A 22,477-nucleotide genomic window follows, 5' to 3' on the forward strand; every position below is an offset into this window, starting at 1 on the left:
CAAGATCTGGTCCGCTCCGCTCTGCCCCTCAAGCGCCGAGACGCGCTGCATCGAGTGAGATACCCGCGCGTCCTGTCGGCAGTTTGCTGATCGCAACACCAGCACGGCAGAGAGATGGATATGCAAATGATGCATTGCAGCATTTTTTAATATGCTAGTCTGCATTTTCATGAAATAAATTTGCGATACATCAAGGTCACTGCGAATTTTACCTGTCATCTGACAAGAAACCTTCTCTGCCAACTCGAAACACCAGATTTGCGGTGCAATAGAGCTTGCTCCCTGACAATCAAGAAGGACGGCAGAAAGAGGGATCCGCGACCGCGCCACTACGGGAGACACCAATGCTTTACGATTACCTTGTCATTGGCGGCTACTTCGCCTTGATGATCGCTATCAGCCTGATGTTCAAGAAGATGGCCGAAGGTTCATCAAGCGACTATTTCCGCGGCGGCGGCAAGATGCTGTGGTGGATGGTCGGCGCGACGGCCTTCATGACACAGTTCTCCGCCTGGACCTTCACCGGCGCCGCTGGCAAGGCCTTTTCCGATGGCTTCGCCGTACTTGGTGTCTTCATCGGCAACATGGTCGCCTATGTCGCCGCCTATTTCTTCTTCGCGGCCCGGTTTCGCCAGATGCGGGTCGATACGCCAACTGAAGGGGTGCGGCGGCGCTTCGGCAATGGCAACGAGCAGTTCTTCACCTGGGTCATCATCCCCTTGAGCGTCATCAATGCCGGTGTCTGGCTCAACGGGCTCGGTGTCTTTGCCTCGGCGGTGTTCGACAGCAACATTGTCACCACGATCTGGATCACGGGCCTTGCCGTTCTCGCGATTTCGCTGCTAAGCGGCGCCTGGGGCGTGGTTGCCTCGGATTTTATCCAGACACTGGTGGTCGCGGTAATTTCGGTAGCCTGCGCCGGTGTGGCCCTGTTTGCCGTTGGCGGCCCGGTGGAAATCGTCGAGAAATTCCCCGGCGGCTTTGTCATGGGGCCGGATATGAATTATCCGCTGCTGCTTGTCGGCACATTCCTGTTCTTCATCGTCAAGCAGCTGCAGAGCATCAACAATATGCAGGAGAGCTATCGCTTCCTGAATGCCAAGGACACGCCAAATGCCCGCAATGCGGCGCTGATGGCGCTTGTGCTGATGATGTTCGGCGCGGTCATCTGGTTTATCCCACCCTGGGCAACGGCAATTCTCTATCCCGATGCAGCAAATGCCTATCCCGATCTCGGTGCCAAGGCCGCAGATGCCGTCTATCTGGTCTTTGCCCGCAACGCCATGCCGCTTGGAACGGTTGGCCTGCTGATGGCTGGCCTCTTCGCCGCCACCATGTCATCGATGGATTCAGCCCTGAACCGCAATTCGGGCATTTTCGTCCGGTCATTCTATGCCCCGATCATCCGCAAAAATGCCGCCAGCGACCGCGAGCAGCTTCTCGCCGGCCAGGTCGTCTGCGTCGTCAACGGTCTTCTGGTCATCGGCATGGCGCAATTCTTCAACTCGATGAAAACGCTGAGCCTCTTCGATCTGATGATGCAGGTCGCGACGCTTCTGCAGTCGCCGATCCTGGTGCCGCTCTTTGCCGGTATCTTCATCCGCAAGACGCCGAAATGGGCGCCCTGGGCAACGGTCATCTTCGGCCTCTTTGTCTCATGGATGGTGGCCAATGTGGCCACACCTGATGTCGTCGCCGGCTGGTTTGGTGTCGATCAGCTAACGGCCCGCGAAACCGCCGATCTGCGTGTCATCGATACGATTGCCGCCCATCTGATCTTCACCCTCGGCTTCTTCTGCCTCACCACCCTGTTTTATGTCGAGGCACGCGATCCCTATCGCTCAACCACCGATGCCTTCTTCAATGATGTGACGACCGCATGCGTGGCCGGCGCGGATCAAAGCGAGATCGACCGTGCCCAGCGGCGCAAGCTCGGCCTGCTCGTCATGGTTATGGGGGCGGGACTGGTGCTGATGACGGCAATTCCCAATCCGCTCTGGGGCAGACTTTTGTTCCTTGGCTGCGCCGCCGCCATCCTGATCATAGGCTACGGCCTTCGCAGAAGCGCCGGCACAGAGCACAGCGCAGCAAAACTCGCCACAAGCGAGGCCTGATCCCTGAGCCCTTTTACCGGGATCGTCTCGTCGCACGCCGCGCCCCCTTCCTTCCGGGGCGCGGCGTTTCCTGTCAGCGTCTCATCGCGCACCCGCATTGTGCCGGATGGCCAACTGAAAAGCCCGGTCGCATCAGCGGCCGGGCTTCAATTCACTACCTGCAGACAATTTATTCCGAAGAGGCTTCCGCCATTTCAGGCTTGTCAGCCTCTCCGCTCTCGGCATCCTTGCGGGTGCGGCGGCGGCGGGCCGGTTTCTTTTCAGCTTCGCCTTCGGCGCTCGCGGCTGCCTCAGCCGCCGGTGCAGCCTCAGCCTCTGCGGCGCCTTCGGCTGCCTCTCCTTCGCTTTCGGCGCCACGCTTGGTGCGGCGCGGGCGCGCACCGGTCGGCGTGCGGCGACGCGAATTGCGTCGGCCAGCAACCGGCTGACCATCGGCTTCTTCAGCCATCACCTCGGCAGGCGTGCCTTCGATGACCGGCTGCGGACCATCCGCATCAACCGCCTTTTCGGCTGCCGCCTGCTTGGACTGCTCGCTGCGGTCAGACTGGCGGCTCTGGTTTGGCTCCGGCTGAGCGACGATGGCTGGCGCATCATCATCATTGATGTCGCTGTCATTGCCATCATTGCGCTCGTCACGCTGATAGCGTTCCTGCAACTGCGCCTGGGCCGATGCAATGATCCGGTTATAATGCTCGGCATGCTGGAGGTAATTTTCCGCCATGACACGATCGCCCGAGCCCTGCGCATCCCGCGCCAGCGCCAGATATTTCTCGGCGATATGCTGCGCAGTGCCACGGATTTTCACGTCAGGACCCGAGCTGTCATAGGTCCTGGTCAGCGGGTTGGCGCCCTTGCGGTTGAAATTGTTATTGTTGTTATTGCCGCGCCCCCGGCTGCGCTTGTTCTGCTGTCCTGGCCTCATGGAATAAACACCTGATTTTTGTTGTGGCCGAGCTAGACCGCACGGCAGCGCACAAAACGCTTCTCCGGCGGCATAGATCCGCTGGCTGGGCCAACTGAGCCCGTCTGCCAATCATAGAATCCAAATCACTGAATCACGCCAAAGGCGGCAAGGCCTGAACACAATAATCAAGCACAACACCTGAGACTGTCTGGGTCGAACGAATCGTTACCGCTTATCAGTCGCCTTTTTACGTGGCTGCAACCTAGCCCGCTTGCTCGAAAAATCCAAGCCCTTTCTCTGAAAGTTTTCAAAAACATTGCGGGCGTGTCATTCCGATCAACGCGCCGGTTTAAAGATCACGACACGATCATTGCCGCCGAGATCCCGTATCGCTCGTTTGAGCGCAAAGCCTGCCGTTTCGAAAATCGCGACGACCGGCGCTTTCTGGTCATAGCCGATCTCCAGCGCCACGATACCACCCGGAACAAGGAATTTCCCCGCACCTGCAGCAATCGCCCGATAGGCGTCAAGTCCGTCATCACCGCCATCAAGGGCAGCACGCGGATCATGATCGCGCACCTCCGGCTGGAGCCGTTCTATCTCGTCCGTCCTGATATAAGGTGGATTTGACACAATCATGTCGAACGGCCCGTCAAGCGGTGCATACCACGACCCGCATCGGGTCTCGAACCGTTCAGTCACTTTATGTACTAGTGCATTCCTTTGCGCCATTTCAAGGGCAGATTGCGAAATATCGCTCACGACAGCGTGTGCCTGCAGACATTGTGTCAAAAGCGTTATCGCAATGGCCCCGGTCCCTGTTCCCAGATCGGCAAAACGGACAGCACCACGCATGGCGACGATTTGCCGCATCTCGGTAAGTGCTTCCTCGACCAGAATTTCGGTATCCGGCCGTGGCTCAAGCGTTTCCGGACCAAGCGCAAAGTCAAGACCGTAAAACTCGCGGGCACCGAGAATGCGGTAGACCGGCTCACCGGCCGCCCGGCGGATCACCGCGCCGCGCGCGCGCGCAAGTTCGTCGTCATCCAGAAGACGGGCGCCCTCAAGGGTCAGCCCGCCAAGCGAAAGAGAAAACAGGCCGCCGATCAGGTGACGCGCCTCTTCGCGCGGTTCGGCGATACCGGCCGCGGCAAGGGCAGCACAGGCTTCATCGAACATCGCCCTCAGCGTTACCATTGGTTCAATTCCCCTGGGCACCAAGCTGGGCAAGCTGGCCGGCCTGATAGTCGGCAATCAGCGCATCGACCACCTCGTCGAGATCCCCCTGAATGATAGCATCGAGCTTGTAGAGCGTCAGATTGATACGGTGATCGGTCACACGGCCCTGCGGGAAATTATAGGTACGGATGCGCTCGGAACGGTCGCCCGATCCGACCTGGCTCTTGCGATCGGCCGAACGTTCGCTGTCAGCACGCTGGCGCTCGATGTCAAAAAGCCGGGCACGCAATACCTGCATCGCCTTGGCACGGTTTTGATGCTGGGATTTCTCCGAACTGGTGACGATGATACCGGTCGGCAAATGGGTGATCCGCACCGCCGAATCCGTCGTGTTGACGTGCTGACCGCCGGCACCGGATGACCGCATCGTGTCGATACGGATATCCTCGGCGCGGATTTCGACATCGATATCTTCCGCCTCCGGCAGCACCGCCACGGTCGCCGCAGACGTGTGGATACGGCCACTCGCCTCCGTCTCCGGCACACGCTGCACCCGGTGGACGCCGGATTCAAACTTCAGCCGGGAGAAAACCCCGCGCCCGCTGACCGAGGCGATGATTTCCTTGAACCCGCCGGCATCGCCGTCACTGGCCGAAAGGATCTCGACCTTCCAGCCCTTGCCAGCCGCATAGCGCTCATACATGCGGAACAGATCGCCGGCAAACAGAGCAGCTTCCGAGCCGCCCGTACCGGCGCGGATTTCCAGAACCGCGCTTTTCTCATCCGCCGCGTCCCTGGGCAGCAGCAGCAGCTGGATCTCGCCTTCGAGCGCCTCGATCCGCGCCTCAACCTCCGGCAGTTCCATTTCGGCAAGCTCGCGCATCTCGCGCTCGGTCGCCCTGTCGGAAAGCAGCGTCTCAAGATCGCGCACTTCGCTGGCAGCAGCGCTGTAATCACGGATCTTCTTCACCACCGGTTCAAGCTCGGCATATTCAGACGCCAGGCGGACATAGGTTTCCGCATCCGGCCCCGCCGACATGCGGGCCTCGACCTCACTGAAGCGGCGCTCCAGTTCATTCATCTTTTCGACAGGTAGCCTCGCCACGCCGTTTTTATCTCCGTTTCCGTTGAATGACGCGTCATTCAGCCTTTATGCCTGCCGCCCGCGCTAGCGGCAGATCATGGCAGAAGTAGCGGCGCTAAAGCGGAATATTGTTCTCGCTGGCAAAGCGTTGCAGCACTTCGCGCAACGGCATGTCATCGCCTGAATGATTGTCCAGCGCGGCATTCAAAAGCTCTGACAGTGCCACAACATCAAGCCCGAGCAACATCGCCTTGACCGGGCCAATCGCCGTCGGCGCCATGGAAATGGCGCGAAAACCGATGCCGAACAGTGCCATGGCCGACAGCGGCTTGCTGGCAAGCTCACCGCACAGCGTGACCGGCACCCCTGCCCGTTCGCCCGCGCGCACGATATCGCGCAGCACACGAAGGAAAGGCTTGCTGACCGGGTCGTAGCGATCGGAAACACGCGCATTGCCGCGATCGACCGCCATGATGAACTGATAGAGATCGTTGGAACCGACCGAGACAAAATCCACCTCGGCCATCAGCTCGTCCATCTCATAAAGCAGTGCGGGGACCTCGATCATCGCACCAAGCTCGATCTTCTTCGGTACGCCATGGCCAAAGCGCTTCAGGTGCTGGATCTCCTTGGCCATCAGCGCCCGCGTCTCGCGCAGTTCCTGCACCTCGGACACCATCGGCACCATGACGCGCAGCACATCGCCGCTTGCCGCCTTCATCAGCGCGCGCATCTGCATGCGCAAGAGATAGGGCCGGTCAAGCGCCAGGCGGATGGCGCGCCAGCCCATGGCCGGGTTTTCCTCTTCCTGCGAGCGGAAATAGGACACCACCTTGTCAGAACCGATATCGAGCGTGCGGAAGGTGACGGGCCGGTTACCGGCAAAATCGAGCACCTGACGGTAGAAATTCTCCTGCTCAGCCGCCTTCGGCATGCGCGAGGCAATCATGAACTGCAGCTCGGTGCGGAACAGGCCGATACCTTCAGCACCGCTGTCGTCAAACTGCGGCAGATCGACCAGAAGCCCGGCATTCATCATCAACTTGAAGCGAACGCCGTCACGCGAGACCGGCTCAACCAGCTTCAGCGCCCGGAACTGTTCCTGACGGCGCGCGCGCAGGCGGATCTTTTCATCATAGGCGGTGCTGACAGCTTCGATCGGGCGCAAATGCACCTCGCCATCATCGCCATCGACAATGATCTCATCGCCGTTCTCGGCCTGGGCCACTACGCCGACAGCCTGACCGATGACCGGAATACCCATGGCGCGGGCCACAATCACCACATGGCTGGTCGCAGCGCCATCTTCCAGTACCAGACCTTTGAGATGATCGCGCGGGTAATCCAGAAGTTCGGCCGCCCCCATGGCCCGCGCGACAATCACCGCATCCAGCGGGAAACCATCGCGGCCATCACCGGAAAAGCCGGTCAGCTGGCGCAAGAGCCGGTTGGCAAGATCATCAAGATCATGCATGCGATCCCGCATGAAGGGATCGGTGAGCCGGATCATCCGCGCCTTGGTATCGCTTTGAACCTTTTCCACCGCACCTTCGGCCGTCAGCCCCAGCCGGATTGCCTCTTCAAGCCGGCGAACCCAGCCGCGGTCATGGGCAAACATGCGATAGGTTTCCAGCACCTCGCGATGCTCACCCTCGCTTGAGACATCGCGCCGATTCAGCATGTCGTCGATCGACAGACGGAGCGAATCCAGCGCCTCATGCAGGCGCTTGATCTCGGCGTCGCTGTCTTCATTGACGAGATTATTGACGATGATGCGCGGCTCATGCAGCACCACATGCCCGATCGCGATCCCTTCGCCATAGGCATCGCCGGAAAGCGAGACCGAGCGGGTGAGATCCAGCTCCATGCCGGGACGGGTGATCTTCTTCAGATCGCCCGAGACGATCATCTCGGCGAGCAGCATCGCCGCCGTCTGCAACCCCTCGACCTCATCTTCGGAATAGCCGCGCTCGTCGGTGTTCTGCACCACGAGAACACCGAGCGTGCGCCCGGCTCTGAGGATCGGTACGCCGAGGAAGGAATGATAGATCTCTTCGCCCGTTTCCGGCAGATAACGGAAGGCGGGATGCGACTGGGCATCGGAGAGGTTGAGCGGCTGGGCAGACGCGGCGATCGTGCCGACAAGGCCCTGCCCCATGCGCAGCTGCGCCAGATGGACGGCGTCTTTCTTCAGGCCTTGAGTCGCATAAAGCTCAAGCACGCTGTCGGCGCGCAGCACATAGACCGAGCACACGGCCGCCACCATGTTGCTCGCGATCTGCCCGACGATACGGTCAAGGCGATCCTGCGGCTCCAGCGGCTCCGCCATCAGTTCTCGCAGCCGCTTGAGCAGGATGCGCGGGCCCGATGCTTGATCTCTCATGGCTTTTCATCCCCGGACTTTGGGACGGAGGACGCCCCGGAAAGGCTGCCGAAACCCGGTGATTTCCGACAGCCCGTTGACGGTCACTTCTTATCCAGACCGTAGCAGGAATGCAAAGTCCGGACAGCAAGTTCTGCATAGGCGCCGTCGATCAGGATCGAAATCTTGATCTCGGACGTGGTGATCGCCTTGATATTGATGCCCTTTTGCGAGAGCGCCTTGAAGGCGGAAGCGGCAACGCCGGAATGCGAGCGCATGCCGATACCGATAACCGAGATCTTGGCCAGTTCGGTCTCGCTCTGCAACACGTCGAAATCGATTTCACCGCGTTTCTCTTCAAGCGCCGCCTTGGCCTTCTCGACATCCGACGCCGGCACGGTAAAGGTCATGTCCGTGTGGGTGCCGTCTTCGGATATATTCTGCACGATCATGTCGACATTGATATGCGTATCGGCAAGCGGGCCGAAAATGGCAGCAGCCACACCCGGACGGTCCGAAACACGACGCAGGGAGATCTGCGCTTCATCCTTGGCATATGCAATGCCGGTAACGACTTCCTGTTCCACAATCTCATCCTCGTCGCAAATCAGGGTACCGGGCGGATTATCAAAATCGCCCATGCCGGGAGCATCCGGCTCATCAAAACTCGAACGCACAAAGGTGCGTACCTTGTGAACCATGGCCAGTTCGACCGAACGGACCTGCAGGACCTTGGCGCCGAGTGACGCCATTTCCAGCATTTCCTCGAACGCCACCTTTTTCATCCGGCGGGCCTTGGGTTCGATCCGCGGATCCGTGGTGTAGACGCCATCGACGTCGGTATAGATATCACAGCGGTCGGCCTTCACGGCAGCAGCAATGGCAACGGCCGACGTATCGGAGCCGCCGCGGCCGAGCGTTGCAACACGGTTATCCGGGCCGATACCCTGGAACCCGGCGCAGACGGCAACCTGGCCCTCGCCCATGCGCTTGATGATGTCTGAACCGTCAATCTCGGCAATGCGCGCCGCACCATGGGCGCTGTCAGTCTTGATCGGCAGCTGCCAGCCCTGCCAGGAGCGTGCATTGACGCCCATGGACTGCAGCACGATCGCCAGCAGACCGGACGTCACCTGCTCACCGGAGGAGACGACGACATCATATTCACGCGCATCATGCATGGGCGAGGCTTCGCGCGTCCAGGCAACGAGCTCATTGGTCTTGCCCGCCATGGCGGAGACGACCACCGCCACTTCGTGACCGGCATCGACCTCACGTTTCACATGGCGCGCCACATTGCGGATGCGTTCGATATTGGCGACGGACGTGCCGCCGAATTTCATGACGATGCGGGCCATACAATCATTCCAACATTCAAGAAGCGCCTGTAAGACGGATGGCAGGCACTCGACCATCGCGGAACCGGCGTCAGGCAAAGCGACAGTCGGCAAAGCTGCGGTTTATTAGCGAAAACGGGCCACGCGCGCAATGGCGAGGTTCACGCTTTCGGTTCGCATTCGCCGCCAGTCACCAATAAAAGCTCAGGCAAGATCGAGAATAGTCACGGCAAGGCCGTCCTCACCGGCCTCGATCCGTGCGCGAACCCCGTAGACCTCAGCCAGCCGTTCGGCCGTCAGCACGTCCTCAGGGGGACCATCTGCAACAATCCGCCCCTCACTGAGCAGGATCAGCCGCGTGCACCAGCGCGCCGCCAGATTGAGATCATGCATCGAGGTGATCACCGAGCGGCTTTCACCGGTAAGATCACGAAACACTTTCATCAATCCGATCTGATGGGCCGGGTCCAACCCCGCAGCCGGTTCATCGGCCACCAGAAGCGGCGTTGTCTGCGCCAGCGCCCGGGCGATCAGCACCCGCGCCTTCTCGCCGCCAGAAAGACTTGTCGCCACACGGCCGGCAAGATGCGATATGCCCATGCGGGCCATGGCATCGCTGATCACCCGGCCGCTTTCGAAATCACCGAAGGGGTGGCCGCTTTCGAACGGCTGGCGCCCGAGCGCCACCACATGGCGCACCGTGACCGGCCAGGCGATCTCATGCTCCTGCGGCAGATAGGCGACCGATCGCGCGCGCGTATCATATCCCATGGCTGAAACCTCATCGCCCAGAAGACGGACGCTGCCCTTGTGCGGCATCAGGCCGATCATGGATTTCAGCAACGTCGACTTGCCGGCGCCATTCGGTCCGATCAGCCCGATCAGCTCATTATGGCCGACAGAAAAACCGACATCATGCAGGATTGTGGCACCACCAGCCGAAACCGTCAGATCCTTCACCGTAAAGATGCTCATAGCAGCGACCGCCTCGTCTTGAAGATCAGCCACAGGAAGAAGGGCGCACCGACCAGCGCGGTCACAACCCCGATCTTCAGATCCCGGTCGGGAGCAACAAGCCTGACGGCGATATCGGCGGATAACAGCATGGCCGCACCGCCAAGCGCGCTGGCCGGAAGAAGCCGCGCAGGCACCGAGCCAACCAGCGGGCGCAAAAGATGCGGAACAACCAGGCCGACAAAGCCGATCGCGCCGGAAACCGCCGTTGCTGCCCCGACGCTTGCTGCCGTTCCCCACATCACCCGGTTGATGAGCCGCTTCGGATCATGCCCGAGGCTGGCAGCGGCATCACCGCCAAGCATCATCGCATTCAACCCCCGCCCGGTCGAAAATAGGATTAACCAGCCCGCCAGCATGAAGGGGGCCGCCACATAGACCTGCAGCATGGAGCGATCCGCCAGTGAGCCGAGCATCCAGAACATGATCTCCATCGCCGCGAAGGGATTGGGCGACAGATTGAGCGCAAGCGACGTCATGGCACCGGCAAAGGCGGTGACGGCAACACCGGCGAGAATCACCGTCAGGCTCTGCAGGCCGCCGCCGGCAAGCCCGCGCACAATGATGACGGCACCAAGCGCGAAGACAAGCGCCATCAGCGGCAGCGCCAGCGCGAAAGCGGCTGAAAGGCCGGTGTAAATGGCAATCACCGCGCCAAGCGAGGCAGAAGACGAAATGCCGAGCAGGCCGGGCTCTGCCAGAGGATTGCGCAGATAACCCTGCAGCACCGCCCCGGAAAGCCCGAGTGTCGCGCCGATCATCAGCCCTAGTATCGCCCGCGGCAAACGCACTTGCTGCATGATCAGCATGATCGCACCGCCATCACGCGAGAACAGCGCCTTGAGGCTGGCCGAAAAGCCGATCGCCGCCGGGCCGATGGTCAGCGACGCCAGAAACAGCGCAAGCACGAGCACGCAAAGCGCGGTTAGCACAAGACGATAGCGAAGGGTCTCATTCATCCACTTTGCTCCGGCCGACCTCGTTTCTGAGCTTCTCCATGGCCGTGATATTGAACGGACCACCACAAATCGTGTCGCGGCCGGGAAGGTCAACCACCTGGCTCGTTTTCGCAAGCGCGGCAAAAGCCGGATGCACAAAAACCTTCTCCGCCAGCGCCGGAGCCGTGTAGCTGTCGTCACCGGTGATGATGACCTGCGGCGCAAGCATGATCAGCTTTTCCAGCGGCAACCGTCCAAGACCATCAAGCCCGATCGTTGCGCCGACATTCTTCAGCCCGGCATGGGCGGCGATTTCGCTGGTCAGCGTATTGTCGCCCGCCGTATAGCCATTGGCGAAATAGAAGGCGGCAGTCTTTTGCGTGAGCGGTTCGGCATCAAGCCGGGCAAGCGCCGTGTCAATTGAGGAAACCATCTTCTCAGCTGCCTGCTCACGCCCCAGAAGCGCGCCCATGCGCTGAAGATTGGCGCGCACATCCTTCAGCGAACTTTCCGGTGCGAATTCCGCGACAGGGACGCCGAGGCGCTTCAAAAGATTGACGGTGTCGCGCGTTGTATAACTTCCGGCCAGCACCAGATCCGGCTTCATCAGGAAGACTTCCTCGGCCAGGCCGTGGTTCAGCTGATAGCCGGCAGCAACATCGGAAAGCGCTGACACAACCGGATCTGCCGCCAGGAATGAGACGGACAGAAGCTGACCGGGCGCGGCCAGCAGCATCGCCATCTCATCGGTGCAAAGATTGATCGAAACGACGCGGGCCGGGGGAAGATCTGCCGGACGCGCATGCGCTGCGGCCGGACCGATAGATATGGCAAGGCATGCGGCGCGGGCAAGTGCCCGCAAGGATCGTAACAGATATGCCCGCGCCGCACGCAATCAGAAGGTCCTTTTATAGGCCACGGTGACCGTCGTGCCGGGGGCATCATAGCCATAGACCGTCTGGTAATCTTCGTTGAACAGGTTCTCCACCGCCAGCTTCACGTTTGATGCATCATCCAGCGCGTAAAGGGCCGAAACATTGACCAGCGTGTAATCGCCGAGCTGGGGATTTGCGTTGGAAGCATTGGTCCAGCGGCTAGCCACATACTCGATATCACCATTGAGGCTCAACCTGTCTGTTGCTGCATAGCTGGCACCTGCCGTTAGCTTCAGACGGTTCTGGTTGGCAATATATTCATCCGAACTGTCATCCTTCGGCAGGCGATATTCCAGGCCGAAATCGAGATCGAGCAGATCGGCAATCAACGATTGCGAATAGGTCGCCCGCACGCCGGAGACCGTTGCTTCATCGATATTGGTATAGGTCGCATAATCGCTGGTGTAATCGATCATGTCATCGATGAAGTTCTGGAACCAGACCAGATCAACACTGCTGGAATCCGTCGCGGCCCAGTTGACGCCAACTTCATAGGACTTGGAACGCTCGGGGTTAAGATCCGGATTGCCGAGATAGTAGCCGTAATAGCCCGGATAATAGAGTTCGTTGAAGGTCGGAGCCTTGAAGCCGGTTGCAAACGAAGCCCGCGCCGTCAGACCGTCGACGATCTCATAGCCGACGCCGACATTATAGGTCAGAGCGCCGCCGAAATCCTCATTGCCGTCGTAACGCAGACCGGCATTGAGATCGAGAGCCTCCCATTCCAGCGCATATTGCGTGTAGACAGCGCCGACCGCGCGGCTGGATTTGGTGTAGTCCGTCGAAGAGCTGACATGTTCGTCATAGGCTTCGCCGCCGAAGGTCAACGTATTGGCCACATCACCGGTGACGAATTCCTTCTTCGTGCTGGCGCTAAAGCCATAGCGGCTGGTATTGAAATTGGAATTATAGGCGTCGTCGCCCTTCAGGAAGCTCTTGGTGTAATCGAGCGCCGAATAGATTTCGAAGGTCGAGGTCCAGTCCGGGCTGTGGTTGATATCAGCCCCGACCTTGAAGGCAGCATTGGTCTGCAGCGATTCGTTGGCGCCCGGATAGAGCGTTCCGTAGGACGAATACAGGCCGTCAAACTGCGGGTTCGAGCGCGAGTAGAAGCCACTGGTATAAAGCCGGCCCCATTCGAAATCTTTCGACAGTGAATAGTTGAACGATCCCTGCAAGAACCCGTCCTTGTCGGGCTCGACATAGCCACTTTCCGGTGCGGTAAAATCATAGCCTTCCGTGCCGAGAATGCCGAGACCGATATTGAAATCGACACCGCTTTCAGAACGTCCGCGCACCGTGCCATTGGCAAAACCGCCCCAGGGCCAGGTGACACCGGTCTCGACCGTGGTGCAGACCGACTTACCGTTTTCGCAGGTCGAACCATCCTTGGTGATAATGTTGATCACACCGCCGATCGCATCGGCACCCCACTGCGCCGAATGCGCGCCTTCGACGATTTCGACACGCTGGATTGAGCTCAGCGGAATATTCGAAAGATAGGCCGTGCCCGTGGTCGCCGAGGCAACACGCATACCGTCCACCAGAACCAGCGTCTGATCGGCGCTTGCCGAACGTAGCGTCACGCTGGCAGTCGAGCCCTGCCCGCCATTGGTGGTGATGTTGACGCCCGGATATTTGCGCAGCAGCGATGGCAGGTCAGGCGCCGCTGATTTTTCGATGTCCTGCTCGGTGATCACCGTCACGGTGGAGGTGGACTGGGCAATCGTTGACGTGCGACGCAGTGGTGTGGTCACCGTGATCGGCGCCAGAACCACATCGTCATCGCTGACGGTACCGGCATCCTGGGCAAAGCTGCTCTGGCTAGCAAGAATGGCAATGACAGCAAAGCTGCCGGAAAAAAGGGTCTTTCTCATCTTCATCCCCGATAGGCCCCAAAAGGGCTCAAAATCCGGGAACGGAACTGGCTTGGAAATTTCCCCTCGCGCTTGGTTCCGTTCACGGCGACAGTTTCAACAATGTCACCGCGACGGACGACCGCGCCTGAACAACACCCCGTGTTCAAGCATGGGTGACCGGATCGGGCAGGTCTCCTGGCTTCCGCGTCATCGCCTTTTCTCCACCTTCCCGGGCCAAAGACCCAGTGGCTTTAAACGGAAATGGCTCTGCGGTTACAGTTGCGGGGGCAGCCACGGCTGAGACAAAAGCCTTCCCGTGTTCCCTTTTCATCCGCCAGCAAGGGCGGAACCTGATCCGGAAGCGACCTTAATTTAAACAAAATCGTTAAGTCAACGCCAGCCCGGAGAGGCTGCGCACTTTGTCCCAAGCTATTGTTAATCCGTCACACTTTTACGGTTTTGAAGGGACCGGAATTCACACCAGAACCGGGTGAGAGACCATGTCGTCACTACCGAAAAACTTCAGATAGCGTTCGACTTCCGCATGTTCGCCGGTTGCTTTTTCCGGGTTGTCGGAAAGCTTGACCGCCGGATGGCCATTGGCATCCGTCACCTTGCAGACGATCGAGATCGGCTTCAGCCCGCCGACGCGATGCGGCGCGCAGCCGATGAAATCATTGGTGAGATTGGTACCCCAGCCGAAACTCATGCGCACCCGGCCCTCGAAATGCTTGTAGGTTTCGATAATGGCATCGACATCAAGTCCGTCGGAAAAGATCAGCAGCTTCTCGCGCGGATCGCGACCCATCTTCTTCCACCAAGCAAGAATTTTCTCACCGCCCTCGATCGGCGGCGCGCTGTCGGGGCGGAAACCGGTCCAGTCCGCCACCCATTCCGGTGCATTGCGCAGAAATGCGGTCGTTCCAAAAGCATCCGGCAGCGCGATCAGAAGATTGCCGCCATAAAGCTTGTTCCAGTCGCGCATCACCCGATAAGGCGCTTCGGCAAGCTGCGCATCGGTTTCAGAAAGCGCGGCGGCCACCATCGGCAGTTCATGGGCATTGGTGCCGACGGCTTCAAGATCCGTATCCATGGCCAAAAGCACGTTGGACGTCCCGGTAAAGGCCGAACCGATCCCCTCCTTCAAGGCTTCCACGCACCAGCGCTGCCACAGGAAGGAATGGCGGCGGCGGGTGCCGAAATCGGAGATCTTGAGCCCCGGCAGCGCCGAAAGCCGCTCCACCTTCGACCACATCTTCGCCTTGGCCCGGGCATAGGTGACATCGATGGTGAAAACGCCAAGATCGCGCATCGCCGCGCGCGAGCGCAGCTCGTTGATAATGCACAGTGCCGGGATTTCCCACATGGTGGTTTCCATCCAGCGGCCGTGGAATGTCAGCTGATACTGGCCATCCTTCTTGGTCAGCTCATATTCAGGCAAACGGAAATCGGCGAGCCAGGTCAAAAATTCCGGCTCGAAAATCTGCGAACGGCCATAGAAACTGTTGCCCGCCAGCCAGATCAGCTCCTTTTTCGAAAGCTTCACCGCGCGCGCATGATCCAACTGATCGCGCAGTTCCTGCTCATCGATGATGTCAGCAAGCCTGACTGTGGTAGTCCGGTTGATGACGGAGAAGGTTGCGTGCACGTCTGGATAGAGTTTCCAGATCATCTGCAGCATCAACAGCTTGTAGAAATCCGTGTCCAGCAGGCTGCGGATGATCGGATCAAGCTTCCACGTGTGATCATAGACGCGGGTCGCGATATCGGTCTTGGCCATGATGTTCCGTCCCTGCCGGCAATCCCCGGTTCGGCCTGCCGAGGATACTCGATTAGAGTATATTATCGTGGCGAACCGGCATCACATGCCGCCAGATCACCCTGTGCTGCAATCGAGCAGCATCTTCAGGTCGCAAGCATTAGCGACAAAAGGGTATGAAAGTCCAGAGCCCAAAGCCGGTGAAAGCTCATCCCCGCTCAGTAACCTGCCCCGTGATCCACCAGATGTTGAAGCGCCTCGCCGGCCTCGAAGCGGATGATCTGCCGCTCCACATGGGCAAAAAGCGAGGTCACATCGCTGTCGGCGGCAACATGCGGGGTCAGGATCGCATGATCCATGGCCCAGAGCGGGCTTTCAACGCCAAGCGGCTCCTGTTCGAAGACATCCAGCGAGACCCCGCCGAGAACGCCCGTCTGAAGTGCGGCAACGATGTCGGCCTCGACCTGGCTGCCGCCACGCCCGGCATTGATGAATATCGGACGGGAAAGCGCGCCGCCCTGCTTGAGCTTTGCAAACAGCGATGCGTTGAACAGCCCTGTCGTTTCCGCCGTCAGCGGCAACAGGCCGACGAGAATGTCCGTCTTTGCGAGAAAATCATCCAGCCCGGCGGCATCAAAGGTCTCTAGCCCTTCGATCACGCGCTTGCGCCGTGACCAGCCGATCACGTTAAAGCCCATGATTTTCAGCTTTTCCACCGCATCACAGCCAAGCACGCCAAGCCCCATGACGCCAACCGTCACGGCGCAGGCTTCCGGCTGCACCGAGGGCCGCCACTGCGCCTGCTGCTGCTGCTGCGCGTAAGCCGGCATCTGGCGCAGATGGGTGAGCGCCTGCAGCACCACATATTCGCTCATCCGCCGTGTCAGCGTGCCATCGACGAAGCGCACCAGCGGCAGATCCGGCAGGCCCTCAAGCGCCATGATCCTGTCGACGCCGGCACCGCCGGAAAACAGCACCTCAAGATTTCGGGCACGGGTAAAGAGATCGGCATCCGGCTTCCATAAAAGCGCATAGCGACAATCGGAAAGATCGCGCCCGGCATGTTCCGGATCGGCGAGGTTGACCACCTCCCGCCCGGCAAAGGCCTTCGGCAGCGCATTGGCGACGGCCTGCGGATTGGTAAACTTGAGGTCGACAAGGATGGTACCCTGGGCTTTGGTCATGCAATCCGGCTTTCAATTGTCTGTGTCAGTTGGCTTCGACCGGCTCGATGTCGAAGGCGGCGGCAAGCAGCGCCTTTGTATAGTCGGCCTTCGGATTTTGAAAGACCTCGGCCGCCGGGCCGCGTTCCACCACCTTGCCGAAGCGCATGACGACGATCTCATTCGCCAGCGCCCGTACCACTTTCAGGTCATGACTGATGAAGAGATAGGCGAGATCATGCTTTTTCTGCAGATCGGCGAGCAGATCGACCACCTGCGCCTGAACACTCATATCAAGCGCCGAAGTCGGCTCATCCAGCATGACAAAGCGGGGTTTGAGCACCATGGCGCGGGCAATGGCGATACGCTGGCGCTGGCCGCCGGAAAATTCATGCGGGTAGCGCCAGCGCGTGGCGGCAGAAAGCCCGACCTCTTCCAGCGCCGCACAGACGCGGGCATCACGCTCGCCCGCCGACAGCGAAGTTTCATGGATCTTCAGCCCCTCGGCAATGATCTCACCGACCGACATGCGCGGGCTGAGCGAGCCATAGGGATCCTGAAACACGATCTGCATGCGGTTGCGATAAGGCTTCATCGCCTTGAATGAAAAGCCGTCAATATCCTGCCCGATGAAGGCGATCCGACCCTCAGACGAGATCATCCGCGTCAGCGCAAGGCCGAGCGTTGTCTTGCCGGAGCCGCTTTCGCCGACAATGCCGAGCGTTTCCCCGGCGCGCAATTGCAGCGAAATGCCGTCAACCGCCTTCACATGGTCAACCACCTTGCGCAGGAAGCCGGATTTGACCGGAAACCAGACCTTCACATCATCGGCCACCACCACGACCGGACGCTGCGGATCATGCGGCGGCGGATCGCCCTTGGGCTCGGCAGCCAGCAGGTGTCTGGTGTATTCATGCTGCGGATTGTCGAAAATCTCGGCAACCGGCCCACGTTCGACAATCTTTCCCCCGGTCATGACGCAGACCCGGTCGGCAAACTTGCGGACAATGCCGAGATCATGGGTGATGAACAAAAGCGACATGCCATATTCGCGCTGCAGCTTTTTCAGAAGCTTCAGGATCTGCGCCTGAACCGTGACGTCCAGCGCGGTGGTCGGCTCATCGGCAATCAGCAGCTTCGGCCGGTTGGCGAGCGCCATGGCAATCATCACGCGCTGGCGCTGGCCGCCGGAAAGTTCGTGCGGATAGGCCGAAAGCCGCTTTTCCGCATCGCGAATGCCGACCTCGTTCAGGAGTGTCAGCACCCGCTCGCGCGCCTTCGGCCCGGTCAGCCCCGCATGCAGCGCCAGCACCTCGCCGACCTGCTTCTCGATGGTCTGCAGCGGATTGAGCGAGGTCATCGGCTCCTGGAACACCATGGTGATCGCCGCGCCGCGCACCTGTCGCAGCCGTCGGTCGCTCACCGTCAGCAGGTCTTCGCCTTCAAACAGGATTTCGCCGGACGGGTGGCTGGCCGCCGGATAGGGCAGCAGCTTCAGCACCGAATTGGCGGTAACGGATTTGCCCGAACCCGATTCCCCCACCAGCGCCAGCACTTCACCGGGCTGGATATCGAACGAAACATGATCGACGGCGAGGCTCGTCCCGAAGGCAACGGAGAGATCGCGGACGGAGAGAAGTGGAGCGTCGGTCATTTGAACGTCTTCCTCGGATCAAAGGCGTCGCGCACCGCCTCGCCGACGAAAATCAGCAGCGACAGCATGATCGACATGGTGAAGAAGGCCGTCAGCCCGAGCCAGGGCGCCTGCAGATTGCGCTTGCCCTGAGCAATCAGCTCCCCCAGAGACGGCGATCCCGGTGGCATGCCGAAGCCTAAGAAATCCAGCGATGTCAGCGTCGTGATCGCGCCTGACAGGATGAAGGGCAGGAAGGTCAGCGTCGCCACCATGGCATTGGGCAGAAGATGCCGGAACATGATCGTGCCATTGCCGACGCCGAGCGCGCGGGCCGCATTGACATATTCGAAATTGCGCGCGCGCAGGAACTCCGCCCTGACCACGCCGACAAAACTGACCCAGGAAAACAGCAGCATGATGCCGAGCAGCACGAAGAACCCTGGAGGCAACACGGCCGCAATGATCAGCAGGATGTAGAGCAGCGGCAGCGACGACCAGATCTCGATGAAACGCTGCATCAGAAGATCGACCCAGCCGCCGAAATAACCCTGCACGGCCCCGGCCCCCACCCCGACGACAGCCGAAAGGATGGTGAGGATCAGCCCGAACAGAACCGAAATACGGAAGCCGTAGAGAACACGGGCAACGACGTCGCGCCCGAGATCATCGGTACCAAGCCAGTTCATATTGCCGAGCACACAACCCGGATCGTCAACACCCTTCTCATAACCGGCGCAGCGTTGCTCACGGCTCATGGTCCAGAATGGCGCGGTCGGCGCCGAATAGGGCACATTGGCGTTGACGGTGCGATAGGAGTAGCGGATCGGCGGCCAGATCATCCAGCCATTGGCGTTGATCTCGTCCTGAATATAGGAGGAGCGGTAATCGGTAACGGCGAGGAAACCGCCGAATTTCTCCTCCGGATAGTCGACGAGAACCGGAAACAGGATCTCGCCCTTGTAATCAACCACGATCGGCTTGTCATTGGCGACAAATTCCGAGCCGAGGCTGACGATGAAAAGCACGAGAAACAGCCACAGCGACCAGTAGCCACGCCGGTTGGCCTTGAAATTCTGCCAGCGCCGGGCATTCATCGGCGACAGGAAACGGCGCTTCGGCGCATCTTCCGGTAAAACGGGCGTCACGATATCGGCCATCTCACACATCCCTCTTTTCGAAATCGATGCGCGGATCGATCCAGGTGTAGATCAGGTCGGAAATCAGGCCGACAATGAGGCCGATGAGGGAAAAGATGTAAAGCGTGCCGAAGACCACGGGATAGTCGCGGTTGACGACCGAGAGATAACCGAGCCGCCCGAGACCATCGAGCGAGAAAATGTTCTCGATCAGCAGTGAGCCGGTGAAGAAGGCGGAGATGAAGGCGCCGGGAAATCCTGCAATGACAATCAGCATGGCATTGCGGAACACATGGCCGTAAAGCACCTGCCGCTCGGACAGGCCCTTGGCCCGGGCGGTCACCACATATTGCTTCTTGATCTCGTCAATAAAGGAATTCTTGGTCAAAAGCGTCGTTGTCGCAAAGGCGGAGACGGCAAGAGCAATGACCGGCAGGGTGATGTGCCAGAGATAATCGAGGATCTTCTGCCACCAGGACAGCGAGGCGAAATCATCCGAGACGAGCCCGCGCAAGGGGAACCAGTCAAAGAAGGAACCACCGGCAAACAGCACGATCAGCAGGATACCGAACAGGAAGGATGGCACGGCATAGCCAACCACCACGATGGCCGAGGTCCAGACATCGAAACGCGTGCCATCACGCACTGCCTTGGCAATGCCGAGCGGAATGGAAATGCCGTAGGACAGGATCAGGATCCAGACGCCAAGCGAAATCGATACGGGGAGTTTCTCGATGATCAGATCAATCACAGAGGTGTTGCGAAAGAAGCTGTCGCCGAAGTTGAAGGTTGCATAATCCCGCATCATCAGCAGGAACCGTGTCAGCGGCGGCTTGTCGAAACCGAACTGCTTTTCCAGCTTCTTGATCAGTTCCGGGTCCAGCCCCTGGGCGCCGCGATATTGCGACGACCCGCCACTGTCGAAATTATCCATCGACATGCCGGCATCCGAGCCACCGGAAATGCGCGCCTCGGCACCGCCGGCCTGACCGTTGAGCTGGGCGATAACCTGCTCGACCGGTCCGCCGGGCGCAAACTGCACGACGATGAAGGATATCGCCATAATGCCGATCAGTGTCGGGATCATCAGCAAAATTCGGCGCAGGATATAGCTTCCCATCAGCCCCCGGCCCTTGCAAACTCAATATGCAGCACGTCTTTCCTTACTCGCCTCACTGGGCGGCATCCGTCGACCACCAGGCACCCGGAAAGTCGAGCCCGTATTCGGGCAAGGTCGGATGGGTGATCTTGTCCCAATAGGCAATGCGATAATTCTTCGAATAATAGAGCGGTATCACATAATCATGCGCCAGAAGAACCCGGTCGAGCGCCTTTGATGCCGCCACCAGCTCATCACGGTCCTTGGCGAAGATGACCTTGTTGATCAGCTGGTCGATGCCGGGATCGGAAATGCCGGCATAATTCTGCGAACCAGGCTGATCCGCTGCTTTCGAGCCCCAGTAGTAAAGCTGCTCATTGCCGGGACTGAGCGACTGGCCCCAGACATTCCAGATCATATCATAATCAAAGTCATTGACCCGGTTCTGATACTGGGAATCATCAACCACCCGGATCGTCGCGGTAATGCCGATCTTGCGCAGCGCTTCGGTATAGGGCAGCAGCACGACATCGAGACCGGGATTGGAAATCAGGATCTCGAAAGTGAAGGGTTTGCCGGTCTTGATATTGACCATCTGCGTGCCCTGCCGCTCGAAACCGGCTTCTTTGAGAAGTTTCAGCGCGGCCATCAGGTTCTTGCGCTGATTGTCTTCCGAGCCGCCAACCGGCAGCGTGTTGGGCGTGTCGAAGACCGAAGCCGGAATGTCGTCCTTGACGCTGTTGAGGATGTCCAGTTCCTCCCCCTCCGGCAGGCCGGACGAGGCAAGCTCGGTGCCGAAGAAGAAGCTGTCGTCACGCGCATAGGCGCTGGAAAGGGCGGTCCGGTTGATCGTTTCGAAATCAAAGGCGAGGATCAGCGCCTCGCGCACCCGCTGATCATCAAAGGGCGCGCGGCGCATGTTCGGCACCAGCGCCTGCATGATGCCGACCGAGCGCAACGGGTTCTGCACCTCCTCGCGCTTGACCTTGCCTTCAGTGACGGCCGGAAAGTCATATTGCGTTGCCCAGCGCTTCGACCGGGTCTCTGTCCAGAAATCGAGAACACCGGAACGGAAGGCCTCGAAAGCAACATCGGGATCAGCGAAATAGAGATATTTGAGCGTGCCGAAATTATTGCGGCCGATATTGACCGGCAGATCCTTACCCCAGTAATCGTCGCGCAGCCTGTAGGTAATCGACCCGCCGGGATCAACGCTGTCAATCACGTAAGGCCCGGAGCCGATCGGCACCGACAATGTCGTCTTGGAAATGTCGCGCGGCTTGCCGTCGGCGCCGTTGGCCTCCCACCAGTGTTTCGGGAAGACCAGAAGCTGTCCGGTGATCTGCGGCAGTTCGCGATTGCCTTTCTCGTCGAAATGGAAGGTGACCTCATGGTCGCCGGTCACTTCGGCACTCGTCACATGACGGTAGTAATTGGCCTGCTGAACATTGTCTTCCTTCAGCGCGTTGAAGGAAAAGACCACATCCTCCGGGGTTACCGGTGTGCCATCGGAAAAGCGGGCCTCGGGCCTGAGCTTATAGGTTACCTGCGAATAGTCGTCGGGATAGCGCAGGGCTTCGGCCAGAAGCCCGTATTCGGTCGAGATCTCATCGGGCGACGATGTCATCAACGTTTCGAAGACGAGGCCGAGACCGGCGGCTTTGACGCCATTGTCGGGAACGAGATTGAGCGAATCAAATGTTCCGACCGCCGGCAGGGTGACCGTGCCGCCCTTCGGCGCATCGGCATTGACATAGGCGAAGTGATCGAAACCATCAGGATAAAGCGGATCACCCACGAGCGCGACGGCTGTGCGCCAGGGGCTTTCATCCTCCGCCCGGGCAGGGCCGGTCGCCGCAAGGCAACAAAGGAGGACGCCGGTACCGGCAAGCGCTCGTTTCCACATAATTCAGCCTTTTCCCGCTATTACTTTTTTTTCCTATATCCGAAAATAAGCA

At 59.5% G+C, this 22,477-nt stretch carries 16 protein-coding genes and 1 riboswitch; of the genes, 1 reads left to right on the forward strand and 15 read right to left on the reverse strand.

The window, feature by feature from the left end:
* The first annotated feature begins 344 nt into the window (after positions 1–344).
* On the forward strand, positions 345–2,114 hold the full coding sequence (locus tag FJU08_RS04715; protein WP_141147825.1) for a sodium:solute symporter family transporter: 1,770 nt from the start codon (positions 345–347) through the stop codon (positions 2,112–2,114).
* 169 nt (positions 2,115–2,283) lie between these two features.
* On the opposite strand, the gene FJU08_RS04720 is transcribed toward FJU08_RS04715, so the two are convergent.
* The 15 genes from FJU08_RS04720 to FJU08_RS04790 form a co-directional block, all read right to left on the reverse strand.
* Complete coding sequence (locus FJU08_RS04720; RefSeq protein ID WP_141147826.1) at positions 2,284–3,036, reverse strand: DUF4167 domain-containing protein; 753 nt, start codon at positions 3,034–3,036, stop codon at positions 2,284–2,286.
* 318 nt (positions 3,037–3,354) lie between these two features.
* Positions 3,355–4,215, reverse strand: a complete 861-nt coding sequence (prmC, locus tag FJU08_RS04725; RefSeq protein ID WP_141147827.1) for a peptide chain release factor N(5)-glutamine methyltransferase — start codon at positions 4,213–4,215, stop codon at positions 3,355–3,357.
* Between the two features lie 4 nt (positions 4,216–4,219).
* Entirely contained in the window at positions 4,220–5,302 is a 1,083-nt protein-coding gene (prfA, locus tag FJU08_RS04730) for a peptide chain release factor 1 (protein ID WP_141147828.1), read from the reverse strand.
* A gap of 94 nt (positions 5,303–5,396) precedes the next feature.
* Positions 5,397–7,664: a phosphoenolpyruvate--protein phosphotransferase gene (gene ptsP / locus FJU08_RS04735; protein ID WP_141147829.1), complete on the reverse strand. Its 2,268-nt coding sequence runs from the start codon at positions 7,662–7,664 to the stop codon at positions 5,397–5,399.
* Positions 7,665–7,747: 83 nt separating this feature from the next.
* Positions 7,748–9,001 carry an aspartate kinase gene (locus FJU08_RS04740; RefSeq protein WP_141147830.1) on the reverse strand — a complete coding sequence of 418 codons (1,254 nt, stop codon included), beginning with the start codon at positions 8,999–9,001 and terminating at the stop codon, positions 7,748–7,750.
* A 183-nt stretch (positions 9,002–9,184) separates the two neighbouring features.
* A complete protein-coding gene (locus tag FJU08_RS04745) occupies positions 9,185–9,955 on the reverse strand; it encodes an ABC transporter ATP-binding protein (protein ID WP_141147831.1) in 771 nt (256 codons plus the stop codon).
* The gene (locus FJU08_RS04750; protein ID WP_141147832.1) at positions 9,952–10,953 is read right to left on the reverse strand and encodes a FecCD family ABC transporter permease; all 1,002 of its coding nucleotides are present in this window, start codon (positions 10,951–10,953) and stop codon (positions 9,952–9,954) included. Before FJU08_RS04750 ends, FJU08_RS04745 begins: the two co-directional genes overlap by 4 nt.
* Positions 10,946–11,794 (reverse strand): ABC transporter substrate-binding protein, encoded by an 849-nt coding sequence (locus tag FJU08_RS04755; protein WP_141147833.1) that lies wholly within the window; start codon positions 11,792–11,794, stop codon positions 10,946–10,948. Before FJU08_RS04755 ends, FJU08_RS04750 begins: the two co-directional genes overlap by 8 nt.
* Before the next feature lie 33 nt (positions 11,795–11,827).
* Positions 11,828–13,744: a TonB-dependent receptor domain-containing protein gene (locus FJU08_RS04760; protein WP_141147834.1), complete on the reverse strand. Its 1,917-nt coding sequence runs from the start codon at positions 13,742–13,744 to the stop codon at positions 11,828–11,830.
* A 150-nt stretch (positions 13,745–13,894) separates the two neighbouring features.
* Positions 13,895–14,095, reverse strand: a riboswitch (cobalamin riboswitch).
* Positions 14,096–14,201: 106 nt separating this feature from the next.
* Positions 14,202–15,506 carry a nicotinate phosphoribosyltransferase gene (gene pncB / locus FJU08_RS04765; RefSeq protein WP_141147835.1) on the reverse strand — a complete coding sequence of 435 codons (1,305 nt, stop codon included), beginning with the start codon at positions 15,504–15,506 and terminating at the stop codon, positions 14,202–14,204.
* A 197-nt stretch (positions 15,507–15,703) separates the two neighbouring features.
* Complete coding sequence (locus FJU08_RS04770) at positions 15,704–16,669, reverse strand: 2-hydroxyacid dehydrogenase (RefSeq protein ID WP_141147836.1); 966 nt, start codon at positions 16,667–16,669, stop codon at positions 15,704–15,706.
* 25 nt (positions 16,670–16,694) lie between these two features.
* The gene (locus tag FJU08_RS04775) at positions 16,695–18,302 is read right to left on the reverse strand and encodes an ABC transporter ATP-binding protein (RefSeq protein ID WP_141147837.1); all 1,608 of its coding nucleotides are present in this window, start codon (positions 18,300–18,302) and stop codon (positions 16,695–16,697) included.
* Positions 18,299–19,441, reverse strand: a complete 1,143-nt coding sequence (locus FJU08_RS04780; RefSeq protein ID WP_407943676.1) for an ABC transporter permease — start codon at positions 19,439–19,441, stop codon at positions 18,299–18,301. Before FJU08_RS04780 ends, FJU08_RS04775 begins: the two co-directional genes overlap by 4 nt.
* A 1-nt stretch (position 19,442) precedes the next feature.
* Positions 19,443–20,540 carry a microcin C ABC transporter permease YejB gene (locus tag FJU08_RS04785; RefSeq protein ID WP_141147839.1) on the reverse strand — a complete coding sequence of 366 codons (1,098 nt, stop codon included), beginning with the start codon at positions 20,538–20,540 and terminating at the stop codon, positions 19,443–19,445.
* Between the two features lie 52 nt (positions 20,541–20,592).
* Positions 20,593–22,425, reverse strand: a complete 1,833-nt coding sequence (locus FJU08_RS04790; protein ID WP_141147840.1) for an extracellular solute-binding protein — start codon at positions 22,423–22,425, stop codon at positions 20,593–20,595.
* Positions 22,426–22,477: the final 52 nt, after the last annotated feature.

The sequence above is a fragment of the Martelella alba genome (genome assembly GCF_006516955.1).
Classification (GTDB): Bacteria; Pseudomonadota; Alphaproteobacteria; order Rhizobiales; family Rhizobiaceae; genus Martelella; species Martelella alba.